The sequence below is a fragment of the Pseudonocardia lutea genome, from assembly GCF_042658055.1.
In the GTDB taxonomy this organism is placed as follows: Bacteria; Actinomycetota; Actinomycetes; order Mycobacteriales; family Pseudonocardiaceae; genus Pseudonocardia; species Pseudonocardia lutea.
Genome location: NZ_JBHSQK010000018.1, coordinates 58,926 through 80,765 on the forward strand (window position 1 = coordinate 58,926; position 21,840 = coordinate 80,765).

Below are 21,840 nucleotides of genomic sequence, written 5' to 3' on the forward strand. Positions count from 1 at the left end.
AGCTGTTTGCGCCCGGGACGTTCGCCCCGGCGCCGGGGCGGGGCCGGCTCGGCCGGATGCTGCTGGCCCAGGCGGGCACCGAGACGCGCCTGGCGCTGCGCAACGGCGAGCAGGTGCTGCTCACCCTGCTGATCCCCGTCGTGCTGCTCGTCGGGCTGTCCGTGCTGCGGGTCGTGCCGCTGCCGGAGCCGCGGGTGGCGTCGGTGGTGCCCGCCGTGCTGGCGCTGGCCGTGATGTCCACCGCGTTCACCAGCCAGGCCATCGCGCTGGGCTTCGACCGCCGGTACGGCGTCATCCGCCGGCTCGCCGCCACCGCGCTGCCCCGCTGGCTGCTTGTGGCCGGGCGGCTCGCGGCCGTCCTCGCCGTCGTCGTGGTGCAGCTGGTGATCCTCGGGGTGGTCGCGGCGCTGCTCGGGTGGCGGCCGCACGCCGCCGGCCTGGGCTGGGCCCTGCTCATGGTGCTGCTGGGCTGTGCCGCGTTCGGCGCGTTGGGGATCCTGCTCGGTGGCACGCTGCGTGCCGAGATCGTGCTGGCCGTGGCCAACCTCGTGTGGTTCGTGCTGCTGCTCGGCGGCGGGATCGTGATCCCGCTCGACCAGCTGCCCGGAGGGATCGCCGCCGTGGCCGCCGCGCTGCCCTCGGGGGCGCTGGCCGAAGGGCTGCGCGCACCGCTCGTGGCCGGCACCGCGCCCGGCGTCGGCCCGATCCTGGTGCTGCTGGCGTGGGCCGCGGTGGCCGGAGGGGTCGCGGTGAAGGCCGTCCGCCTGCGCTGAACCGCATCTTCTACCATCTGTAGTGTGAACCTGCTGCGGCGCCTGCCGGCCACCTCCCCGCCCTGGATGCGGCGGCTGGCGATCCTGTCGCTGATCGGCCAGGCCGGGATCATGGTCACCGGCGCGGTGGTGCGGGTGACGGGCTCCGGCCTGGGCTGCCCGACGTGGCCGAACTGCTTCCCAGGCTCGCTCGTCCCCGAGCCGCACCCCGAGATCGCGCCGCTGACCCAGTGGGTCGAGTTCGGCAACCGGCTCCTGTCGGTGTTCCTCGTGATCGTTGCCGGGCTGACCTTCCTGGCCGCGCTGAACGTGCGGCCGCGACGGCGCCGGCTCACCTGGCTGGCGCTCGCGATGCCGCTCGGGGTCGTGGCGCAGGCCGTGATCGGCGGGTTCACCGTGCTCGCGGGCCTGGTGTGGTGGAGCGTCATGCCGCACTTCCTGGCGTCGACGATCCTCGTGTGGCTGGCCGTCGAGCTGGTCGACGAGGCGACCGCCGGCGGCCCCGTCACGCGGACCGTGCCGCGCCCGGTCCGGATGCTGGCCGTGGTGAGCAGCGTGGTGCTCGGTGCGCTCCTGGTCGCCGGCACGCTGGTCACCGCCGCGGGCCCGCACGCCGGCGACGCGGCCACCCCGCGCCTGGGCATCGGAGTGCCCGCGCTGGCCCAGCTGCACGCGGACCTGCTGTTCGCCTACCTCGGGCTGCTCGTCGGCCTCGGCTTCGCGCTCTGGACGGCCGGCGCCCCCGCCAGGCTCACGCGCCGCTACGGCCTGCTCGTCGCCGTCGTGCTCGCGCAGGGGGCGCTGGGCGGGGTCCAGTACGCCCTCGGTGTGCCCGAGGTCCTGGTGGCCCTGCACGTGCTCGGCGCGGCGCTCACCACGGCGGCCGCCGCGGGCGTCTGGGCCGCCACCAGCCACCGCGCCCCGCCCGAACCGGCGCTCGACGCGCCGTCCTCCTCGGAGCCCACGCTCGCCGCGAGCCGCTGAGGCGCGCCGGCGGCGCGCACTGACCTTCCCGAGCCGCACGGGCCGAGGAGCCCGGACCCGCGCCGAGGACCCGCCGGACGACGGCTCGGCCCTCGGACCCACGAGTGGCCAGGGCGCTCGCATCCCGCCCGCGCGCTCATCTCGGCCCGCGCACATCCCGCCGGGCCCGCGCACCTCCCGGCGGGCCCGCGCACAACCGTCCGATCGATCCACACCTGCTCGAGCCGCTTCCCACACCGACGACGCTCGCGCCACACCCGGTCGACGGCGTGCGGAAGGACCGATCGGGTGTGCGAGCCACCGGGTCGGGGATCGAACCGCGTTCGTGCGCCGCGCCCGTCGCCTCTCGATGCCGCCTACCCGGACCGTGGCCGGTCGTGGAGGCGCGGAAGAGCGGCAGCCTGCCCGTGCCTCCCGCACACCTCCAGGAGCGCTGCACATCCGGTCGACGGTGTGTGCGGCGCTCCGGTGGGGTGTGAGGTGGCTCCCGAACGGGTGTGCCGGGACTCAGCGGGTGTCCCGCTGCGCGAGTGGGTGTGCCGGGACTCAGCGCGTGTGTCCGCGCCCGGGCGGGTGTCGTGAACCGGCCCGGATCCGTCGGAGACCGGGTTCAGGCCTCCTTCCGGCGGCTCAGGCCGGTCCTCCGGGCGTACCGGGTCCGAGCACCACGCCCGGTCTTCCCGGCGGCTCAGGCCTCCTCCCGGCGGCTCGCCCGCACCGTCAGCACCACGGCCGCCAGCGCGAGCAGCGCGACGATCGCGGAGAACACCACGCCCGCCGGCACCAGGCCGAACGCCTGTGCGGCCGCGCCGACCCCGATCACCGGCAGCGAGATCGCGACGTAGAGGACCAGGAAGAAGGTCGCGACCACCGCCCCGCGGACCTCCTGCGGGGCCCGCGAGCCGACCGCGCCCAGCCCGGCCCGGAAGCTCATCCCCTGGCCCAGCCCGGCGATCGCGGCGCCGGTGCAGAACAGGGCGAGCGAGGCCGTCGCGATCCCGGTGCCGATCAGTGCGGCGCCGACGGCCAGCCCGCCGCAGCCCAGTGGGAGCGCCACTCGTTCGGGCACGGACGCCGACAGCACCTGACCGAGCGCGGAGGCGCCGAGCATCAGGAAGACCACGAGCCCGACGACCACGTGGCTGGTCCGGCCCAGCACCTGGACCAGCACGGACGGCGACACGGCGGTGAACAGACCGAGCACGGCGAAGCCCGCGAACCCGCCGATCGCGGCGCGCACGAACACCCCGCGCACCTCCTCCGGCACCCCGCCCACCCGCAGCGGCTCGATCCGGAAGCGCCCCCGCCGCCCGACGGGCTCGGGCACGAACCACAGCGCGACCGTCGCGGCGACCACGAGCGCCGCGTGCACGAGATAGGACAGGTCCAGCGGCAGCGGCGCGTACTGGGCGAGGACCCCGGCCAGCACCGGTCCGAGGCCCAGCCCCAGCATGTTCACAGCCGCGGCGACCAGGCCGGCCCGGGCCTTCCGGTCCTCGCGGGCCAGGTCGATGATCGTGGCGGTGGCGGTACCGGTGAAGATGCCCGCCGAGACCCCGGACAGGAAGCGCCCCACGAACAGCGCGGGCTCCGCCGGGATGAGGAAGACCAACGAGCTGACCAGCGCGAACGCGAGCCCGGCGAGCAGCACCGGCCGCCGCCCGATCCGGTCGGAGAGGTTGCCGAGCACCACCAGCGCGGCGCCGACGCCCACCGCGTAGGTCGCGAAGACCACGGTGACCATCAGCCCGCCGAACCCGTACCGCTGCTCGTACAACGGGTAGAGCGGGGTCGGGAGCGTGGTCCCGATCATCGTGACGACGAACGTGACGGCGACCACCGCCGTGCCGGCGCCCCGGCTCATCACCGTCCGGCCGGCCGTCGCCTCCGCTGACGTCACTGCGCGTCCCCTTCCGTCGTGCCCGGACCATTGTCCGCCGTGGCACGGCACGCCGTGGCGGCCGACCCCTCCGGACGGACGGGACGGTGTAGGCATGGCACGTGTTCGAGCCTGCCTCCCCCACCGAGCCCGCCGCCCCGCCCGCCACCCCGTTCGCCGACCTGCAGTCCTTCGTCGCGCTCCCCCGCCTCGCCGGTCTCGCGCTCTCCCCCGACGGGTCCCGGCTGGTCACGACGGTCGCCCACCTCGACCGCGACCGGACGGCGTGGCGGGGCGCCCTCTGGCAGGTCGACCCCGCGGGCGAGGCCCCGGCACGCCGGCTGACCCGGGGCGGGATGGGCGAGTCCTCGCCCGCCTTCACCCCCGAGGGTGATCTCCTCTTCGTCTCCGCCCGTCCCGATCCCGAGGCGGCGCCGGACGCGCCGGAGACCGCCGCGCTGTGGTCGTTGCCCGCGGGCGGCGGCGAGGCGCAGGTCGTCCGGACCCGCCCGGGCGGGATCGGGAGCCCGCTCGTCGCCCGCGAGTCCGGCACCCTGCTCGTCACCTCGCCGACCCTCCCCGGGGCCGTGACCGGCGACGACGACGCCACCCGCCGCGCGGCGCGCCGGGAGAAGAAGATCTCGGCCGTCCTGCACGGCGGCTACCCGGTCCGGTTCTGGGACCACGACCTGGGCCCGGACGAGGCCCGGTTGCTGGCCGCCCGACCCGGCGAGGCGTGGACCGACCTCACCCCCGCGCCCGGCCGCGCGCTCCTCGACACCTCGGCCGACATCGCCCAGGACGGCCGCACCGCCGTGACCGGCTGGGTCGTCCCGAACGGCCACGGCGCCTCGCGCGCCACCGTGGTCGCCCTCGACACGACGACCGGCGAGCGGCGCACCCTGCTCGACGACCCCGGCCACGACTTCGGCACCCCGCGCGTCAGCCCGGACGGGCGGACCGTGGCCGCGATCCGCACCCGCCGCTCCACCCCCGAGCGGGCCCCCCGCCAGACGCTCGTGCTCGTCCCGCTCGACGGCGGCGGACCCGAGGCAGGGGCGCGCGAGCTCGCCGCCGACTGGGACCGCTGGCCGACCGGCCTAGCCTGGGCCCCGGACTCGTCCGCCCTGGTCGTGACGGCCGACGAGCAGGGCCGCGGCCCGCTGTTCCGCGTCGAGGTGGGGACGGGCGCCGTCACCCGGCTGACCGGCGACCACGGCGCCTACACCGACCCGGTCCTCTCGCCCGACGGCGCCTCCGTCTACGCGCTGCGCTCGGCCGTCGACAGCCCGCCGACCCCGGTCCGGCTCGACGCCCGCGCGCCCGACCAGGAGCCCGCGCCCTTGCCCGGACCCGCCGAGCCGCCCGCCCTGCCGGGCACGCTCACCGAGGTCACCGCGACCGGCGAGGACGGCTCACCGCTTCGCGCCTGGCTGGTGCTGCCCGAGGCGGCGACGGCCGCCGAGCCCGTCCCGCTGCTGCTGTGGGTGCACGGCGGGCCGCTGAACAGCTGGAACGCCTGGCAGTGGCGGTGGAACCCGTGGCTGATGGCGGCCCGCGGCTACGCCGTGCTGCTCCCCGACCCCGCCCTGTCCACCGGCTACGGCCAGGACTTCGTGCAGCGCGGCTGGGGCGCGTGGGGCGGCACGCCCTACACCGACCTGATGGCGCTGACCGACGCCGCCGAGGCGCTGCCCGAGATCGACGCCGCCCGCACCGCGGCGATGGGCGGCTCCTTCGGCGGCTACATGGCCAACTGGATCGCCGGGCACACCGACCGCTTCCGCGCGATCGTCACGCACGCCAGCCTCTGGGCCCTCGACCAGTTCGGGCCGACCACGGACCTGGCCGACTACTGGCTCGTCGAGATGACGCCGGAGATGGCGGCGGCGAACAGCCCGCACCACCACGCCGACGCGATCACCACGCCGATGCTGGTGATCCACGGCGACAAGGACTACCGGGTCCCGATCGGCGAGGGCCTGCGGCTGTGGTGGGACCTGCAGTCCCGGGTCGCGGACCCGGCGCAGAACCCGCACCGGTTCCTCTACTTCCCGGACGAGAACCACTGGGTGCTCACGCCGCAGCACGCGGCGCTCTGGTACGAGACGGTCCACGCCTTCCTCGCCCACCACGTCCTCGGTGAGCCCTGGCGGGCGCCGGACCTGCTGCGCTGAACCCGCGAGCCGGCACTCCGGGAACACCGAACCCCACATCCCGGGCGACGGGGATGTGGGGTTCGGTGGACGGACAGTGCCGACTCGCGCGTCAGAAGACGGTGGGCAGGCCGATCGCGGCGTCGACGGCGAGGGCCAGGAAGAGGCCGCAGAGGTAGAGGTTGGAGAGGTGGAACAGCCGCATGGGCGCCACCTCCCGGCCGGCCTTCACACCGGCGTGCAGCCGGTGCGCGGTGACCACGAAGTAGACCCCGCCGACCAGCGCGAACGCGGCGTAGATCCACGACGTGACCGGCAGCAGCAGGAAGGTCCAGGCCGCCATCACCCACGAGTAGGCGACGATCCGGACCGACACCTGCCGCGGCGTGGCCACGACCGGGAGCATCGGCACCTCGGCCGCGGCGTAGTCGTCCTTGTACTTCATGGCCAGCGCCCAGAAGTGCGGCGGGGTCCAGAAGAAGATCACACCGAACATCACCAGGGCGGGCCAGCCGACCGTGCCCGTGACCGCCGACCAGCCGATGACCACCGGCATGCAGCCCGCGGCGCCGCCCCACACGATGTTCTGCGAGGTCCGCCGCTTGAGCACCAGCGTGTACACGAGCACGTAGAACGCGATCGCCGCCACCGACAGCAGCGCGGACAGCAGGTTCGTGGTGGCCCAGAGCCACGCCGCCGACAACGCACCGAGCACCAGGCCGAAGATCAGGGCGTTGCGCCGGGGCACCTCGCCGCGCGCCGTGGGCCGGCGCGCCGTGCGCTTCATCTTGGCGTCGATGTCGGCGTCGACCACGCAGTTGAGCGCGTGCGCGCTGGCCGCCGCCATCGCCCCGCCGACGAGCGTGGCCAGGATCAGCCACACGGACGGGATCGCGCGCTCGGCCAGGATCATCGCCGGCACGGTGACCACGAGCAGCTGCTCGATGATGCGGGTCTTCGTGAGCCCGAGGTAGGCGCGAGCCGTGTCCCGGAACCGGGCGAGCAGGCCGCGGCCCGGCGCCGGTGCCGCCGGCCCCGGGGATCCCGTCCGGTCGGGCCTCTCGGCCGCTCCCCGGTGTGAGACGGGTGCGCTCACCAGTTGCTACCTCGCTCGCCGACGGACTGTGGTGGTGCCGCGTCCACCGGCCCGTATCGAACCCACAGCCCACGGACCGACTTCTACAACGCGTCGATGCTAACCGGTGGAATGCGGCCGGGGGTCCCGGGGTAGTCCGGTCGGTGTCCGGTCGACGCAGGATCGGGCGGCGTCGGGCCCCCGGCCGCTAGAGTCCGGGGTCGAGCCGGACGCGCCGACCGGTCCACGCCGCCGACGTCGTGGCGGACGCGGGGGACAGAGGAATGAAGACGGCCCCCACCGGGTAGGTCGGCGCCCCCACCCACGAGGACAGGAGCTTCAGGCGTGTCTGTAACGGAGTCCGAGATCGAGGCACTGACCACGGCGCACGTTCCGGACGACTGGTCCGATCTGGACAGGCGCGCCGTCGACACGATCCGCGTGCTGGCCGCCGACGCCGTGCAGAAGTGCGGCAGCGGCCACCCGGGCACGGCCATGAGCCTGGCGCCGCTCGCCTACCTCCTCTACCAGCGCGTCATGCGGCACGACCCCACCGACCCGGGCTGGGTCGGGCGCGACCGCTTCGTCCTCTCCGCCGGCCACTCCAGCCTCACCCTCTACATCCAGCTCTTCCTCGCGGGCTACGGCATGGAGATGGAGGACCTGGCGGCGCTGCGGACCTGGGGCTCCAAGACGCCGGGCCACCCGGAGCTGGAGGCCACCCCGAACGGCGTCGAGATGACGACGGGGCCGCTCGGCCAGGGCCTGGCCTCCGCGGTCGGCATGGCGATCGCCTCGCGCCGCGAGCGCGGCCTGTTCGACCCGGACACCCCCGAGGGCGCCTCCCCGTTCGACCACTTCATCTACGTCATCGCCTCGGACGGGGACATCGAGGAGGGCATCACCAGCGAGGCCTCGTCGATCGCGGGCCGCCAGGAGCTGGGCAACCTCATCGTCTTCTACGACGACAACAAGATCTCCATCGAGGACGACACCACCATCGCGCTGTCCGAGGACACCGCGATGCGCTACGAGGCCTACGGCTGGCACGTGCAGGTCGTCGAGGGCGGCGAGAACGTCAGCGGGATCCTCGAGGCGATCGAGAAGGCCAAGGCCGAGACCGGCCGGCCGTCGTTCATCCTGCTCCGGACGGTCATCGGCTACCCGGCGCCCACCAAGATGAACACCGGCAAGGCGCACGGCGCCGCGCTGGGCGCCGACGAGGTCGCCGAGGTCAAGCGCATCCTCGGCTTCGACCCGGACAAGAGCTTCCAGATCGAGCCCGAGGTGCTCGAGCACACCCGGTCGGTGGGCGAGCGGCAGGGCGGTGCCATCGACCACTGGCGCAACGCGTTCGACGACTGGGCCATGCGCGAGCCGGAGCGCAAGCAGCTGTTCGACCGGCTGCTGGCCAACGCCCTGCCCGAGGGCTGGGCCGACGCCCTGCCCACCTGGGAGCCGGACCCCAAGGGCATCGCCACGCGCAAGGCGTCGGGCGAGGTGCTCAAGGCCCTCGCCCCCGTGCTGCCCGAGCTGTGGGGCGGCTCGGCCGACCTGGCCGAGAGCAACAACACCACCATGGAGGGCGCCGACTCGTTCGGCCCCAAGGACGCCGCCACCAAGATGTGGAACGCCACGCCGTACGGCCGCACGCTGCACTTCGGCGTCCGCGAGCACGCGATGGGAGCGATCCTCAACGGCATCGCCCTGCACGGCCCCACCCGCCCCTACGGCGGCACGTTCCTGCAGTTCAGCGACTACATGCGCGGCGCGGTGCGGCTGGGTGCGCTGATGAAGAGCGCCGCCGTCTTCGTCTGGACGCACGACTCGATCGGCCTGGGCGAGGACGGCCCGACGCACCAGCCGATCGAGCACCTGGCCGCGCTGCGCGCCATCCCGAACCTGTCGATGGTCCGCCCGGCCGACGCGAACGAGACCGCCGCCGCGTGGAAGGCCACGCTCGAGTGGCAGGACGGCCCGGTCGGCCTCGCGCTGACCCGGCAGAACGTGCCGGTGCTGGAGGGCACCTCGGCCGAGGGCGTCAAGAAGGGCGGCTACGTCCTGGCCGACGCGTCCGACGGCGCACCGCAGGTCGTGATCATCGGCACAGGGTCCGAGGTCCAGCTGGCCGTCGCCGCGCGGAAGACGCTGGAGGCGGAGGGCGTTCCCACCCGTGTGGTGTCCATGCCCTGCGTGGAATGGTTCGACGCGCAGGACGCCGCGTACCGCGACTCCGTGCTCCCGCCGTCGGTGAAGGCACGGGTCGCGGTCGAGGCCGGCATCGCGATGCCGTGGTACCGGTTCGTCGGCGACGCCGGGCGGATCGTGAGCATCGAGCACTTCGGGGCCAGCGCCGACGCGGCCACCCTGTTCGAGAAGTTCGGCTTCACGCCCGAGGCCGTCGTCGACGCGGCCCGGGCGAGCCTCGGCAAGTCCTGAACCCGCCACCTGAAGAAGGAGTACCGGCAATGAGCACCCACGAACGGCTCGCCGCGCTGTCCGAGGCGGGCGTCTCGATCTGGCTCGACGACCTGTCCCGGGAGCGGCTCACCTCCGGCAACCTGGCCGAGCTGATCAGCGACTGGAACGTCGTCGGCGTCACCACCAACCCGACCATCTTCGCGGCCGCGCTCAAGGACAGCGCGTCCTACAACACCCAGGTGAACGAGCTGGCGGGCCGCGGCGCGGACGTCGCCGCCTCGATCCGCGAGATCACCGTGTCCGACGTCCAGCAGGCCTGCGACGTCTTCAGCGGCACCTGGGAGGCCACCCAGGGGATCGACGGGCGCGTGTCGCTCGAGGTCGACCCCTCGCTGGCCCGCGACACCGAGGCCACCGTGGCGCAGGCCCTCGACCTGTGGAAGGCCGTGGACCGGCCGAACCTGCTGGTCAAGATCCCGGCCACCGAGGCCGGCCTGCCGGCCATCACCCGCGCGTTGGCCGAGGGCGTGAGCGTCAACGTCACCCTGATCTTCTCGGTCGAGCGGTACCGGGCCGTGATGGACGCGTTCCTGGCGGGCCTGGAGCAGGCCGAGAAGAACGGCCAGGAGCTCTCCCGGATCGCGTCCGTCGCCTCGTTCTTCGTGTCCCGGGTGGACACCGAGATCGACAAGCGGCTCGACGGGATCGGCACGGACGAGGCGAAGGCCCTCAAGGGCAGGGCGGGCGTCGCGAACTCGCGCCTGGCCTACGCCGCCTACGAGGAGGTCTTCGGCTCCGACCGCTGGGCCGCGCTGGAGGCCAAGGGCGCCCGGCGGCAGCGGCCGCTGTGGGCCTCGACCGGCGTGAAGAACCCCGAGTACCCGGACACGCTGTACGTGACCGAGCTCGTGGTCCCGAACGTGGTCAACACGATGCCGGAGAAGACGCTCCGGGCCTTCGCCGACCACGGCGAGGTCGAGGGCGACAAGGTCACCGGCACCGCCGCCGAGGCGCAGCAGGTGTTCGACGACCTCGAGCGGGTCGGCATCGACCTCACGGACGTCTTCCTCACCCTCGAGAACGAGGGCGTCGACAAGTTCGAGAAGTCCTGGTCCGAGCTGCAGGAGTCGGTGCAGGAGCAGCTCGACGCCGCCAAGTAGTCCGATCGCAGGAGGCTCACCCCCGTGACCTCGCGACCCGCCGTCGGGCTCCCCGTCGTGGAGCTCGGCGGCGGTTCCCGTCCCGCCCCCGGACCGCTCGCCCGTCAGGCCCGGCGGATCGCCGCCGCGCTGGCCACGGACGTCGTCGCGTCCCGGATCACCGACGCGGACCCGTCCGCGTGGGGTCCGGCCGCCGGCGACGGGCTGGGCTGGGCGGCGCTGCCGCGCACCTCCCGCCCGCTCGTCGGCCAGGTCGACGCGCTGCGCGAGGCGTTCCGGGTCGAGGGCGCGGCCCGCGTGCTGCTCGTCGGCGACGCGCGCTGGACCCTCGGCGCCCAGGTCCTCGCCGGCGGGTCGGGCCTGCTGCAGGTGCTCGACTCCCCCGATCCGGGTGCCGTGTCGCACGCCCTCGCCGCCGACCTGAGCGGCACCGTGCTCGTCGTCACCGATCCCGCGGGCGACACGCCCTGGATCGCCACGGTGCACGAGCTGCTCGCCGCGGCGGTCGCCGAGGAGGTCGGCCCCCGCCGGGCCGCCGAGCGCACGGTGGTACTGACCGAGGCCGGCTCACCGCTCGACGAGACCGCCCGCGCCGCCGGGTCCGTGGTGATCACGACCGAGCGGGACGTCCCCGGCGCCTGGTCGCTCCTCGGGGCGCCCGGGCTGGTGCCGGCCGGGCTGGCCGGGGCGCCGATCGGCGAGGTCCTCGACGACGCCCGGGCCGTGGCCGAGCTGCTCTCCGCCGACGAGGCGGGGAACCCCGCGCTGGAGCTGGCGGGGGTGCTCGTCGCCGTCGGCGCGGGTGCGGTCCGCCTCGATCCCGCCGAGGGGCCGCCGGCCCTGGCGGAGTGGGTGGCGGCGCTGATCGCCGCGGCCGGGGGCGCGCCGGTGCTCGTCGACGACACCGACCCCGACGGGCTGCCCACCGGCCCCACGCTGGCGCCCGCGGCCGCGCGGCACCCCGACGCGGCGCCCGACGACCTGTCCGGGCTCCTCGCCGCCGGCCGGGAGGTCGAGCCGACGGTCGACGCGCTGCTCGCCCGGGTCACCGGGGCGGAGCCCGACGAGGCCGGTGCCGAGCCCGACGATCCCGGCGACGGGGACGAGGCCGCGGACCTCGCCGACGAGGTCGTCCGTACCGGCGGGCCGCTGGGCGCCGAGCTGCTGCTGTGGCAGTACGCCGCGGCGGCCGCCGCCCGCCTGCTCGACGGCGAGGCGTTCGGTCCCGACGCCCCCGCGACGAGCACGACGCCGGCCCCGCCCGGGCCGGCGGGGGCGACCGGGAGCGCCACGCCCGAACCGCTCGGGCTGCGGGGCTCCGACGGGCTCGTCGACGTCCACGCCGCGGCGTCGCTCGTGCCGTCCGGGGACAGCGGCCCGGCGGCCGCGCTGCGGGCCCTGGTCGCGGCCGTCCCACCCGGCGGGCACCTGGCGGTGTCGGTGTGGCTGGACCCCGTCGACGACGCCTCCCTCGCCGTGCTGCGCGGCGAGCTCGCCCGCCGCGCGGGCCTGCCCGTGACCTTCGGGTGGGGCCCGCGGGACCGCGGCGTGCTGGCCCCGTTCCGCCGGGACGCCCCCCGACCGGGTGCGCTGTGCCTGGTCACGGGCGACCCGCCGGACGATCTCGTTCCCGACCCGGGGCCCGCCCTGGCTAGTCTGGCGCTGACCGAGGCAGGCGGCGTCGCGGCCGACGTCGCGGCGCGGGGCGTGCCCGTGCTGCGGCTGCACCTCACCGACCGGGTGGCCGGGCTGGTCTCGCTCGCCCACGCGATCCAGGGACTGAGCCCGCACCGCGGGACCGGGGCCGACTGAACCGGGTCGGCCCCTGCGGGCCGACCGAACGAGCCGAGACCAGCCGAGACCAGCCGAGAGACGGAGCGTGTCATGACCAGCGGGACCAAGGGCATCCCGGCGAGCACCGCGAACTGGGTGAACCCGCTGCGGGATCCCCGCGACAAGCGGCTCCCGCGCATCGCCGGCCCGTGCGGGCTGGTGATCTTCGGGGTGACCGGCGACCTGTCGCGCAAGAAGCTCATGCCGGCCATCTACGACCTGGCGAACCGGGGGCTGCTGCCGCCGGGCTTCGCGCTCACCGGCTTCGCCCGCCGCGACTGGGACGAGCAGGACTTCGGCCAGGTCGTGTACGAGGCCGTGAAGCAGCACGCGCGCACGCCGTTCCGCCAGGAGGTGTGGGACCGGCTCGCGGAGGGCTTCCGGTTCGTGCAGGGGTCCTTCGACGACGACGACGCCTTCGACCGGCTCGAGCAGACCGTGCGCGACCTCGACCGGGTTCGCGGCACCGGCGGCAACCACGCCTTCTACCTGTCGATCCCGCCGTCGGCCTTCCCCGTCGTGTGCAAGCAGCTCGCGCGCTCGGGGCTGTCCGCGCAGAACGACGACCAGTGGCGCCGCGTCGTCATCGAGAAGCCCTTCGGCCACGACCTCCAGTCGGCCAAGGAGCTCAACGCGATCGTCAACGACGTCTTCCCCGAGGACTCGGTCTTCCGGATCGACCACTACCTCGGCAAGGAGACGGTGCAGAACGTCCTGGCGCTGCGCTTCGCCAACCAGCTGTTCGAGCCGATCTGGAACGCCAACTACGTCGACCACGTGCAGATCACCATGGCCGAGGACATCGGCCTGGGCGGGCGCGCGGGCTACTACGACGGCATCGGCGCGGCCCGGGACGTCATCCAGAACCACCTGCTGCAGCTGCTCGCGTTCACGGCGATGGAGGAGCCGACCTCCTTCTCCTCCGACGAGCTGCGCAGCGAGAAGATCAAGGTGCTGCGGGCGACCAAGCTGGTGCACCCGCTGTCGGAGACCACCGCGCGCGGCCAGTACAGCGGCGGCTGGCAGGGCGGCGAGCTGGTCCGCGGCCTCAAGGAGGAGGAGGGCTACGACCCGAACTCCACCACCGAGACCTTCGCCGCGATCACCTGCGCGATCGAGACCCGGCGCTGGGCCGGCGTGCCGTTCTACCTGCGCACCGGCAAGCGGCTGGGCCGCCGGGTCACCGAGATCGCGGTGATCTTCAAGCGCGCGCCGCACCTGCCCTTCGACTCCACGATGACCGAGGAGCTGGGGCAGAACGCGCTGGTCATCCGGGTGCAGCCGGACGAGGGCGTGACCATGCGGTTCGGGTCCAAGGTGCCGGGCAGCCAGATGGAGGTCCGGGACGTCACGATGGACTTCGGCTACGGCACCGCCTTCACCGAGGCCTCCCCGGAGGCCTACGAGCGGCTGATCCTCGACGTGCTGCTCGGCGAGCCCTCGCTGTTCCCGGTGAACGAGGAGGTCGAGCGGTCGTGGGAGATCCTCGACCCGGTGATCGACTACTGGCACTCGCTGCCCGAGGGCCCGCCGCCGTACGCGGCCGGCAGCTGGGGCCCCGACCAGGCCAACGAGATGCTCGCCCGCACCGGCCGCAGCTGGCGCCGGCCGTGAGCGTGCGCCCGGCCGCACCCGCCGCACCGGCCCAGCCCCTGAGCACGAGGAGCCCGAGGACATGATCGTCGACCTGCCGTCGAGCACCACCTCGGTGGTGAACAAGAAGCTCGTCGAGCTGCGCGAGCGCGGCGGCGTGCTCGCCCTCGGCCGGGTGCTGACCCTCGTCGTCGTCACGGACGACGGCGCCGCGATCGAGAGCGCCATCGAGGCGGCCAACACCGCCAGCCGCGAGCACCCCTGCCGCGTGATCGTCCTGGCCCGCGGGCAGCGCAAGGCCGCCGCGCGGCTGGACGCGCAGATCCGGGTCGGCGGCGACGCCGGGGCCAGCGAGGTCATCGTGCTGCGCGGCTACGGCGCGCTGGCGGGCGGCGAGGCGGGGGCCGGCATGGTCACGCCGCTGCTGCTGCCCGACGCCCCGGTCGTCGCCTGGTGGCCCGAGGAGGCCCCGGCGGTGCCGGCCGAGGACCCGATCGGGCAGCTCGCGCAGCGCCGCATCACGGACGCGCTGTCGTCGAAGAACCCGCTCAGGTCCTTCGAGCAGCGCCGGGCGCACCACGTCGCCGGCGACACCGACCTCACCTGGACCCGCCTGACCCAGTGGCGCGCGCTGCTGGCCGCGGCGCTGGACTTCCCGCCGCACGACGAGGTCACCGGAGCGCTGGTCGCGGGCGAGCAGGTCTCCCCGTCGACCGACCTGCTCGCGGGCTGGCTGGTCACCCGGCTGGGGGTGAAGGTCAAGCGCTCCCCCGCCTCCCGCGGGCAGGGCATGTCGCTGGTGCGGCTCACCCGGTCGTCGGGCGCGATCGAGCTGATCCGCCCGGACGGCAAGACGGCCACCCTGTCGCAGCCCGGCCAGCCGGACCGCATGATCGCCCTGGCCCGCCGGGGGGTGCCGGACTGCCTCGCCGAGGAGCTGCGCCGGCTCGACCCGGACGACACCTACGGCGAGGCCCTCGCCGGCGTCGAGAACATCTCCCGCGGCCGGACGGCGGTGCAGGTGTGACCCCGAGCGGCGCCACCCCCGAGATCGCGATCCACACCGACGCGGACGTGCTGGCCGCGGCCACGGCGGCCCGGCTGGTCACCCGGCTCGTCGACCTGCAGGCCACCGGGAGCATCCCGCGGCTGGTGCTGACCGGCGGCGGGGTGGGCACCAAGCTGCTCGCGCACATCCGGGACTCGCCGGCGCGGGCGGCGGTGGACTGGTCGCGCGTCGAGTTCTACTGGGGCGACGAGCGGTTCCTGGCCGCCGGCGACCCGGAGCGCAACGAGACCCAGGCCCGCGAGGCGCTGCTCGACCACGTCGACGTCGACCCGTCGCTCGTCTACCCGATGGGCGCCGACGTCGGGACCGGGCCCTCGGGCGCCGACGAGGCCGCGGCCGAGTATGCGGACCTGCTCGCCCGCAAGGCGCGGCCCGAGGACCACGGGGACGTGCCGGCGTTCGAGATCATGCTGCTCGGCATGGGCGGCGAGGGGCACACGGCGTCGGTCTTCCCGGAGTCGCCGGCGGTCTACGAGACCGAGCGGACCGTGGTGCCGGTCTACAACTGCCCGAAGCCCCCGCCGACGCGGGTCTCGCTGACCCTGCCGGCCATCCGGACCTCGCAGGAGGTGTGGATCGTGACGGCCGGCGAGGAGAAGGCCGCGGCGGTCAGCATGGCGCTCGGCGGGGCGGGCGAGGTCGCGATCCCCGTCGCCGGCGCCCGCGGCCGGTTGCGCACCCGCTGGCTGCTGGACCGCGCGTCGGCGTCGAAGCTGCCGAAGGACCTCCGCAACCCGTGAGCGCCTGCCGGGCGGGTCGCTCGCACGGTCCCCGCCCTCCGGGAACGGCCCCGTGCGGCACCTGATCGTCGACGGCGCCAATGTGGTCGGCTCCCGGCCGGACGGCTGGTGGCGCGACCGGGCGGGTGCGGCGGGCCGGCTCGCCGCGCAGCTCGCCGAGGCGCAGCGGGCGGGGTCGCTGGGCCCGCTCGGCGACCGGGTCCTGCTGGTGCTGGAGGGCGCGGCCAGGCGGGCGGAGGTCCCCGAGGACCTCGCCGTGCTGCGCGCACCGCGGGACGGGGACTCGGCGATGGTCGAGCTCGCCCACGACCTCGGTGAGCGGGACGAGCACGTCTGTGTGGTCACCGCCGACCGCGAGCTCACCCGGCTCCTGCACGCCGTCGGCGCGCGCACGGTGAAGCCCGGCGCCCTGCTCGCCCTCCTCGACCCCTGATCGCACCATGGTTCCCTGACGCGTCCCAGCCGGCTGGATTTCCGCGTTGTGGTTCCGTGTCGCGTCTCGGGGGCGGGAAGATGCGCATCAGGGTGCCCTGGTGCTAGCGGCGGCGGGGCGAGCGGGCGGCCGCGGCGGCGCGGGCGTGCACCGCGCCCGCCACCACCGACCGGCGCGGCAGCGGGCTCGAGTAGACGACGCTGGTGGTGACCCCGCCGAGCCCGGCGATTCGCCCGGTGACCTCCTCCAGGTGCCGCATGGTGCGGGTGCGGACGGTGAGCACGAAGCAGTCCTCCCCCGTCACGTGGTGCGCCTCGATGATCTCCGGCGTGGTGGCGAGCAGGTCGCGGAAGGGCGTGTAGTTGCCGCTCGGGTAGCGCAGCCGCACCAGCGCCATGATCGGCAGCCCGAGCTTCTCGGGGTCGACCTCGCACCCGTAGCCGGTGATCACGCCGGTCTCCTCGAGCCGCCGGACCCGCTCGGTGACGGCGCTGGGCGACAGCCCGACGAGCCGCCCCAGGTCGGCGTAGCTCGCCCGCCCGTCGCGCTGCAGCGCTTCCAGCAGGCGCCAGTCCGTGTCGTCGAGGGAATCCGCGCCCATACCGGCACCCTAGCCGTCGAATCCACGGCCGCCGTCCGCGCACCGACGAGTTCGTCCGATCGGCGCGGTCTCCCCTGCACCTGATCCGCACCACGATCCGAGCACGAGGAGTCCCCGATGAAGCCGATCACCACCTGCCTGTGGTTCGACGGTCAGGCGCAGCAGGCCGCGGAGTTCTACACCTCCGTGTTCCCGAACTCGGAGATCACCGAGATCCAGTACTACCCGGAGGGCGCGCCCGGGCCCGCCGGCGAGGTCATGATCGTGTACTTCAGCCTCGACGGCCGGGACTTCGCCGGGCTGAACGGCGGGCCGCAGTTCCCGCACAGCGAGGCGATCTCGTTCGTGGTGCCCTGCGAGAGCACCGAGGAGATCGACCGGTACTGGGCCGCCCTCGTCGAGGGCGGCGAGCCCCAGCCGTGCGGCTGGCTCAAGGACAGGTTCGGCGTCTCGTGGCAGGTCGTGTCGCTCGAGGCCGAGGAGTGGATGAAGGACCCCGATCCCGCGAAGGCCAACCGGACGATGCAGGCCATGCTCTCCCAGTTCGGCAAGCCGGACGTCGAGGCGATGCGCAAGGCGTACCTCGGCGAGACCGCGGACGCCTGACGGGTGGGGGTGCCGATCCGCGCGGAACCTAAGCTGGCGCCATGACCGGCCACGTGCGTCTCGGCACCCCGCTCTCCCCCTCCGCGACCCGCGTCATGCTGCTCGGCGCCGGCGAGCTCGGGAAGGAGGTCGTGGTCGCCTTCCAGCGCCTCGGGGTCGAGGTCGTGGCGGTCGACCGGTACCCGGACGCGCCCGGCCACCAGGTCGCGCACCGCGCCCACACGGTCGACATGACCGACCCGGTCGCCCTCACGGCGCTGATCGAGCAGGAGCAGCCGCACTACGTGATCCCCGAGATCGAGGCGATCGCGACCAGCGCCCTGCTGGCCGTCGAGGAGGCCGGCACCTCCACGGTGGTCCCGACCGCGCGCGCCACCCGGCTGACCATGGACCGCGAGGGCATCCGCCGGCTCGCCGCCGAGGAGCTGGGCCTCCCCACCTCGCCGTACGCGTTCGCCGACTCGCCCGACGAGGTCCGCGCGGCGATCGAGGGCGGCCCCGGTGGTGGTACCGGCGGCGCCGGGGGCGGCATCGGCTACCCGTGCGTGCTCAAGCCGGTGATGTCGTCGTCGGGCAAGGGGCAGTCCGTGCTGCGCTCCGCGGCGGACCTGCAGCCGGCGTGGGACCACGCGATGGCCGGCGGCCGCGTCGCGGGGACCCGCGTGATCGTCGAGGGGTTCGTCGACTTCGACTACGAGATCACCCAGCTGACCGTGCGCGCGGCCGGGCCGGACGGGACGACCGGGACGCACTTCTGCGACCCCATCGGGCACGTCCAGCGCGACGGCGACTACGTCGAGTCCTGGCAGCCGCAGGCGATGTCCGAGGCGGCGCTCGCCGGGGCCCGCGAGGTGGCCGGGCGCATCACCGAGGCCCTCGGCGGCCGCGGGATCTTCGGCGTGGAGTTGTTCGTGCGCGGCGACGAGGTGCTGTTCTCCGAGGTCTCGCCGCGCCCGCACGACACGGGGCTGGTCACGCTGGCGACCCAGCGGCTCTCCGAGTTCGAGCTGCACGCCCGCGCGGTCCTGGGCCTGCCGGTCGACGTCGCCCTGCGCTCGCCCGGGGCCTCGGCCGTGCTCTACGGCGGGGTGGACGCGAAGGCGGTCGCGTTCGAGGGGGTCGACGCCGCGCTGGCCGTCCCGGGCACGGACCTCCGGTTGTTCGGCAAGCCCGAGAGCTTCGCGAAGCGCCGGATGGGCGTCGTGGTCGCCGCAGCCGACGACGTCGAGACCGCCCGCTCGCGTGCTGCCGAGGCCGCTCGACTGATCAGCGTCGTCGCCGATTGACCGTCGAATCCACGGTAGAAGTACGTGGGGGCCGTGGATCCTGCCTTCTCCCGACGGCCGGCCGCGCTTAGCGTCCCGGACATGACCCTCACCTCACCGGTTTCGCCCGTCCTCGCCACCCCGCCCGCCGCCCCCTCCGAGGCGGCGGCCTTCTTCGCGGCGCGGCTGGCCTGCTTCACCGACGTCGCCGACGTGCACGCCGCCCTCGCCGGCGAACCGGACCGCGAACCCGGGTTCGTGCTGGTCGACACGCGGAGCCGCGCGGCGTGGGACCAGGGGCACGTGCCGGGCGCGGTGCACCGCCCGCACGCCGGGCTCCCCGGGGACCTCGACCCGGCCGTCCCCGTCGTGACCTACTGCTGGGGTCCCGGCTGCGACGGCGCCACGCGCGGCGCGCTCGCCCTGGCCCGCGCCGGCTTCCGGGTCAAGGAGATGCTCGGCGGGATCGAGTACTGGATCCGCGAGGGCTTCCCGGTGGAGACCGTCGCGGGAGCCTGCCGGGCCGAGCCGGACCCGCTCACCGCGCCCTGCGGCTGCTGACCCGGCCCCCCACTCAGGTGCCGGGCACCGTGCCGGGTGGGAGTCCGTGCTCCTCCTCCGTCGCGGCGGCCCGGTGCCGGTGCCAGTGCGGCGGGGTGAGGTGGATCTGCACGGCGTAGACGACCCACCCGGCCACCGACAGCCCCAACCAGGTGATCAGCCGGTAGACCAGCACGGTCGCCGCGGCCGGCGCGGCCGGGGCGCCCGCGGCGAGCAGCACGCCCAGCAGCCCGGTCTCCGCCAGCCCGGCGCCGCCCGGCAGGACCTGCAGCGCGATGCTGAGCTGCACGACGAGGAAGCCGAGTGCGAGGGTCTCCCACCGGGCGTCGAGCCCCAGCGCGACGGAGCAGGCGTGCAGGGCGAGGAAGTCCGCGGCCCAGCTGGCGAGGGCGGTGCCGGCGAGCAGCAGCCACTGCAGGGGCGTCGGGTGCAGGATGTTGATGCGCTCGGCCAGCCGGTTCGCCGTGGCCTCCGGGTCCGACGCCCAGCTGTTGCGGCAGTCGTGGCACACGCCCGGCACCCGGCGCCACAGGTGCACGAGGCCGAGCAGGATCCGGTGCAGCACGGAGGCGTGCGTGAGCACCGACCAGAACCCCATCGTCCCGATCGTGATCGCCGCGCCGACCAGCACGGCCAGCCACATCGGCATCCAGCCGGCCGCCGCCACGACGAAGACCGCCCCGACCAGCAGCACGATCGTGGACAGGGCGCCGGGCAGGAACACCGACCAGGAGGCCAGCGCGGCGTCGACCCCGCGGCTGCGGAGCCGGGCGATGGAGTAGGCCAGCGCACCGGCCCCGCCCACGACCGGGACGGTGTTGGCGATCGCGTTCTCGGCGAAGGTGATGGCCTGCACCGTGCGACCCGGCACCCGGGCCCCGCCGATCGCGAGCATCACCCGGTGCAGCTCGCCGTAGAGGACGAGGGCGGCCACGGCGAGCAGCACGGCGAGCCCGAGCCAGCCCGGCCGGAGGTGGGACAGCGGATCCCCCGCCTCGCGGACCGCCCGGACCATCTCCGGCAGCTGCCAGGCGATGTAGCCCAGCGCGGCGGCCACCAGGATCCAGTGCAGCACCGTCTTGACGTGCCGCAACGGCCAGGACACGGCCGCGGACACCGCCGAGCGCAGCCGTCCCGCCGCCATCGTCCCTCCCGGTGCTCGCTCCCGAACCCAGGCTAGTCCCCGCCCGGAACAGGAATTCGCGCTCCCGGTGTCCGACTCGGCGGCTGATCCGGCGCCGGGATCAGCCCTGCTCCTCCGGCAGCCGACCGTTGTTGTGATCGTCGTAGGCCGACAGGTCGAGGAAGCCGTGTCCGCTGTAGTTGAAGAGGATGACCTTCTCCTCCCCGGTCTCCTTGGCGGCCAACGCCTCGTCGATCGCGGCGCGGATCGCGTGCGCGCACTCGGGCGCCGGGATCTTGCCCTCGACCGTGGCGAACTGCACCGCCGCCTCGAACACCTTGCCCTGCGGGTAGGCCACCGCCTCCATCCGACCCGCCTTGACCAGCGCGGACACCAGCGGCGAGTCGCCGTGGTAACGCAGCCCGCCGGCGTGGATGGACGGCGGCACGAAGTCGTGCCCGAGGGTGTACATGGGCATCAGCGGGGTCAGCCCGGCGACGTCCCCGAAGTCGTACTCGAACCGGCCCCGGGTCAGGGTCGGGCAGGACAGCGGCTCGACGGCGAGCAGTCGCACGCCCTCGTCCGGCACGAACGGGAACGTGATCCCACCCAGGTTGGAGCCGCCGCCGCAGGAGGCGAGAACGACGTCCGGCAGCCGCTCGCCCGCCAGCTCCAGCTGCTCCTTGGCCTCGAGCCCGATCACGGTCTGGTGCAGCAGGACGTGGTTGAGCACCGAGCCCAGCGCGTAGTGCGTGTCCTCGCGACCCACGCAGTCCCGCACGGCGTCGGAGATCGCGGCGCCGAGCGAGCCGGGGTGGCCGGGCTCGTCCACCGGGGACGGGACCACCGAGCCGCCCCAGGTCTCCATCGCGATCCGGCGGTACGGCTTCTGCTCGTACGAGGCGCGGACCATGTAGACCTGCAGCTCCAGGCCGTACTGCGCGGCGGCGTAGGACAGCGCGGTGCCCCACTGCCCGGCCCCGGTCTCCGTGGTGAGACGGGTGATGCCCTCCTTGGCGTTGTAGAACGCCTGGGGCACGGCGGTGTTGGTCTTGTGGCTGCCCGACGGCGAGCCGGACTCGTCCTTGAAGTAGATCCGCGCGGGCGTGCCGAGCACTCTCTCCAGCCGCTCCGCGCGCACCAGCGGGGTGGGCCGCCACAGCCGCAGGATGTCCAGGACCTCGCCCGGCACGTCGATCCAGGGCGCCGTGGAGACCTCCTGCCCGATCAGCTCCATCGGGAACAGCGGCGCGAGATCCGCCGGGCCGACCGGCTCGCGCGTGCCCGGGTGCAGCGGCGGGTCCACCGGCTCCGGCAGGTGCGGCGCCACGTTGAACCAGGCGCTCGGGATCCGGTCGGGCGGCAGCGTCCAGCGAGTCATGGCGCGCAGGCTAGCGATCACGCACGCGGCGTGGAAGGGCCCTCCGGCTGGGCCGGACGGACCTGCGTACGCACGTCGCCGCGGTGGCGATCGTGGGGGCGGGGCGGCCGAATCGGGCCCAACGGTCCTTGACCGTCCCGCGGCGGCGGGCCAAGCATCGCCCGGACAGCAGGGCCGCGCGGTCGCG

18 protein-coding genes are annotated in these 21,840 nt (G+C 74.5%); 13 read left to right on the plus strand and 5 right to left on the minus strand.

The annotated features are described in order from the left end of the window. The first annotated feature begins 56 nt into the window (after positions 1-56). Together ACFQH9_RS09325 and ACFQH9_RS09330 are read left to right on the plus strand one after the other, a co-directional pair. Positions 57-773 carry an ABC transporter permease gene (locus ACFQH9_RS09325; protein ID WP_379565635.1) on the plus strand — a complete coding sequence of 239 codons (717 nt, stop codon included), beginning with the start codon at positions 57-59 and terminating at the stop codon, positions 771-773. A 24-nt stretch (positions 774-797) separates the two neighbouring features. Then, positions 798-1,757: a COX15/CtaA family protein gene (locus tag ACFQH9_RS09330; protein ID WP_379565528.1), complete on the plus strand. Its 960-nt coding sequence runs from the start codon at positions 798-800 to the stop codon at positions 1,755-1,757. 688 nt (positions 1,758-2,445) lie between these two features. Here ACFQH9_RS09330 and ACFQH9_RS09335 read toward each other — a convergent pair. Then, positions 2,446-3,657, minus strand: coding sequence for an MFS transporter (locus tag ACFQH9_RS09335; protein WP_379565530.1), 1,212 nt, complete (start codon positions 3,655-3,657; stop codon positions 2,446-2,448). Positions 3,658-3,758: 101 nt separating this feature from the next. On the opposite strand from ACFQH9_RS09335, the gene ACFQH9_RS09340 reads away from it, so the two are divergent. Then, on the plus strand, positions 3,759-5,813 hold the full coding sequence (locus ACFQH9_RS09340) for a S9 family peptidase (protein ID WP_379565532.1): 2,055 nt from the start codon (positions 3,759-3,761) through the stop codon (positions 5,811-5,813). A gap of 91 nt (positions 5,814-5,904) precedes the next feature. Here the strand turns inward: ACFQH9_RS09340 and ACFQH9_RS09345 are convergent, their stop codons facing one another. Next, the gene (locus ACFQH9_RS09345; protein ID WP_379565636.1) at positions 5,905-6,798 is read right to left on the minus strand and encodes a heme o synthase; all 894 of its coding nucleotides are present in this window, start codon (positions 6,796-6,798) and stop codon (positions 5,905-5,907) included. Between the two features lie 414 nt (positions 6,799-7,212). On the opposite strand from ACFQH9_RS09345, the gene tkt reads away from it, so the two are divergent. The 7 genes from tkt to ACFQH9_RS09380 all read left to right on the plus strand — a co-directional run bounded on the left by tkt (position 7,213) and on the right by ACFQH9_RS09380 (position 16,116). Beyond that, positions 7,213-9,306 carry a transketolase gene (gene tkt / locus ACFQH9_RS09350; protein ID WP_379565533.1) on the plus strand — a complete coding sequence of 698 codons (2,094 nt, stop codon included), beginning with the start codon at positions 7,213-7,215 and terminating at the stop codon, positions 9,304-9,306. Between the two features lie 29 nt (positions 9,307-9,335). Next, positions 9,336-10,448 carry a transaldolase gene (gene tal / locus ACFQH9_RS09355; RefSeq protein WP_379565534.1) on the plus strand — a complete coding sequence of 371 codons (1,113 nt, stop codon included), beginning with the start codon at positions 9,336-9,338 and terminating at the stop codon, positions 10,446-10,448. A gap of 24 nt (positions 10,449-10,472) precedes the next feature. Then, positions 10,473-12,260 (plus strand): hypothetical protein, encoded by a 1,788-nt coding sequence (locus ACFQH9_RS09360; RefSeq protein ID WP_379565536.1) that lies wholly within the window; start codon positions 10,473-10,475, stop codon positions 12,258-12,260. Between the two features lie 72 nt (positions 12,261-12,332). Beyond that, positions 12,333-13,895 carry a glucose-6-phosphate dehydrogenase gene (gene zwf, locus ACFQH9_RS09365; protein WP_379565537.1) on the plus strand — a complete coding sequence of 521 codons (1,563 nt, stop codon included), beginning with the start codon at positions 12,333-12,335 and terminating at the stop codon, positions 13,893-13,895. A gap of 61 nt (positions 13,896-13,956) precedes the next feature. Further along, positions 13,957-14,901, plus strand: a complete 945-nt coding sequence (opcA, locus tag ACFQH9_RS09370; protein ID WP_379565538.1) for a glucose-6-phosphate dehydrogenase assembly protein OpcA — start codon at positions 13,957-13,959, stop codon at positions 14,899-14,901. Beyond that, the gene (gene pgl / locus ACFQH9_RS09375) at positions 14,898-15,683 is read left to right on the plus strand and encodes a 6-phosphogluconolactonase (protein ID WP_379565539.1); all 786 of its coding nucleotides are present in this window, start codon (positions 14,898-14,900) and stop codon (positions 15,681-15,683) included. The genes opcA and pgl overlap by 4 nt, the downstream gene beginning before the upstream one ends. Positions 15,684-15,735: 52 nt before the next feature. Next, positions 15,736-16,116, plus strand: coding sequence for a PIN domain-containing protein (locus ACFQH9_RS09380; RefSeq protein WP_379565540.1), 381 nt, complete (start codon positions 15,736-15,738; stop codon positions 16,114-16,116). A 103-nt stretch (positions 16,117-16,219) separates the two neighbouring features. Here ACFQH9_RS09380 and ACFQH9_RS09385 read toward each other — a convergent pair whose 3' ends face one another. Next, the gene (locus ACFQH9_RS09385) at positions 16,220-16,717 is read right to left on the minus strand and encodes an Lrp/AsnC family transcriptional regulator (protein ID WP_379565541.1); all 498 of its coding nucleotides are present in this window, start codon (positions 16,715-16,717) and stop codon (positions 16,220-16,222) included. A gap of 117 nt (positions 16,718-16,834) precedes the next feature. On the opposite strand from ACFQH9_RS09385, the gene ACFQH9_RS09390 reads away from it, so the two are divergent. The 3 genes from ACFQH9_RS09390 to ACFQH9_RS09400 all read left to right on the plus strand — a co-directional run bounded on the left by ACFQH9_RS09390 (position 16,835) and on the right by ACFQH9_RS09400 (position 19,149). Beyond that, positions 16,835-17,323: a VOC family protein gene (locus ACFQH9_RS09390; protein WP_379565542.1), complete on the plus strand. Its 489-nt coding sequence runs from the start codon at positions 16,835-16,837 to the stop codon at positions 17,321-17,323. Between the two features lie 41 nt (positions 17,324-17,364). Beyond that, positions 17,365-18,609 carry a formate-dependent phosphoribosylglycinamide formyltransferase gene (purT, locus tag ACFQH9_RS09395; protein ID WP_379565543.1) on the plus strand — a complete coding sequence of 415 codons (1,245 nt, stop codon included), beginning with the start codon at positions 17,365-17,367 and terminating at the stop codon, positions 18,607-18,609. Between the two features lie 81 nt (positions 18,610-18,690). Beyond that, on the plus strand, positions 18,691-19,149 hold the full coding sequence (locus ACFQH9_RS09400) for a rhodanese-like domain-containing protein (RefSeq protein WP_379565544.1): 459 nt from the start codon (positions 18,691-18,693) through the stop codon (positions 19,147-19,149). Positions 19,150-19,162: 13 nt separating this feature from the next. Here ACFQH9_RS09400 and ACFQH9_RS09405 read toward each other — a convergent pair whose 3' ends face one another. Both ACFQH9_RS09405 and ACFQH9_RS09410 read right to left on the minus strand, forming a co-directional pair. After that, positions 19,163-20,293 carry a lysylphosphatidylglycerol synthase transmembrane domain-containing protein gene (locus ACFQH9_RS09405; protein WP_379565545.1) on the minus strand — a complete coding sequence of 377 codons (1,131 nt, stop codon included), beginning with the start codon at positions 20,291-20,293 and terminating at the stop codon, positions 19,163-19,165. A gap of 100 nt (positions 20,294-20,393) precedes the next feature. Beyond that, entirely contained in the window at positions 20,394-21,662 is a 1,269-nt protein-coding gene (locus tag ACFQH9_RS09410; protein ID WP_379565637.1) for a TrpB-like pyridoxal phosphate-dependent enzyme, read from the minus strand. Positions 21,663-21,840: the final 178 nt, after the last annotated feature.

Coding starts and splice junctions, on each gene's coding strand:
- ACFQH9_RS09325 (WP_379565635.1), top strand. CDS start 57: ATGCTGCTGGCCCAGGCGGGCACCGAGACGCGCCTGGCGCTGCGCAAC.
- tal (WP_379565534.1), top strand. CDS start 9,336: ATGAGCACCCACGAACGGCTCGCCGCGCTGTCCGAGGCGGGCGTCTCG.
- zwf (WP_379565537.1), top strand. CDS start 12,333: ATGACCAGCGGGACCAAGGGCATCCCGGCGAGCACCGCGAACTGGGTG.
- opcA (WP_379565538.1), top strand. CDS start 13,957: ATGATCGTCGACCTGCCGTCGAGCACCACCTCGGTGGTGAACAAGAAG.
- ACFQH9_RS09385 (WP_379565541.1), bottom strand. CDS start 16,717: ATGGGCGCGGATTCCCTCGACGACACGGACTGGCGCCTGCTGGAAGCG.
- ACFQH9_RS09390 (WP_379565542.1), top strand. CDS start 16,835: ATGAAGCCGATCACCACCTGCCTGTGGTTCGACGGTCAGGCGCAGCAG.
- purT (WP_379565543.1), top strand. CDS start 17,365: ATGACCGGCCACGTGCGTCTCGGCACCCCGCTCTCCCCCTCCGCGACC.
- ACFQH9_RS09400 (WP_379565544.1), top strand. CDS start 18,691: ATGACCCTCACCTCACCGGTTTCGCCCGTCCTCGCCACCCCGCCCGCC.
- ACFQH9_RS09405 (WP_379565545.1), bottom strand. CDS start 20,293: ATGGCGGCGGGACGGCTGCGCTCGGCGGTGTCCGCGGCCGTGTCCTGG.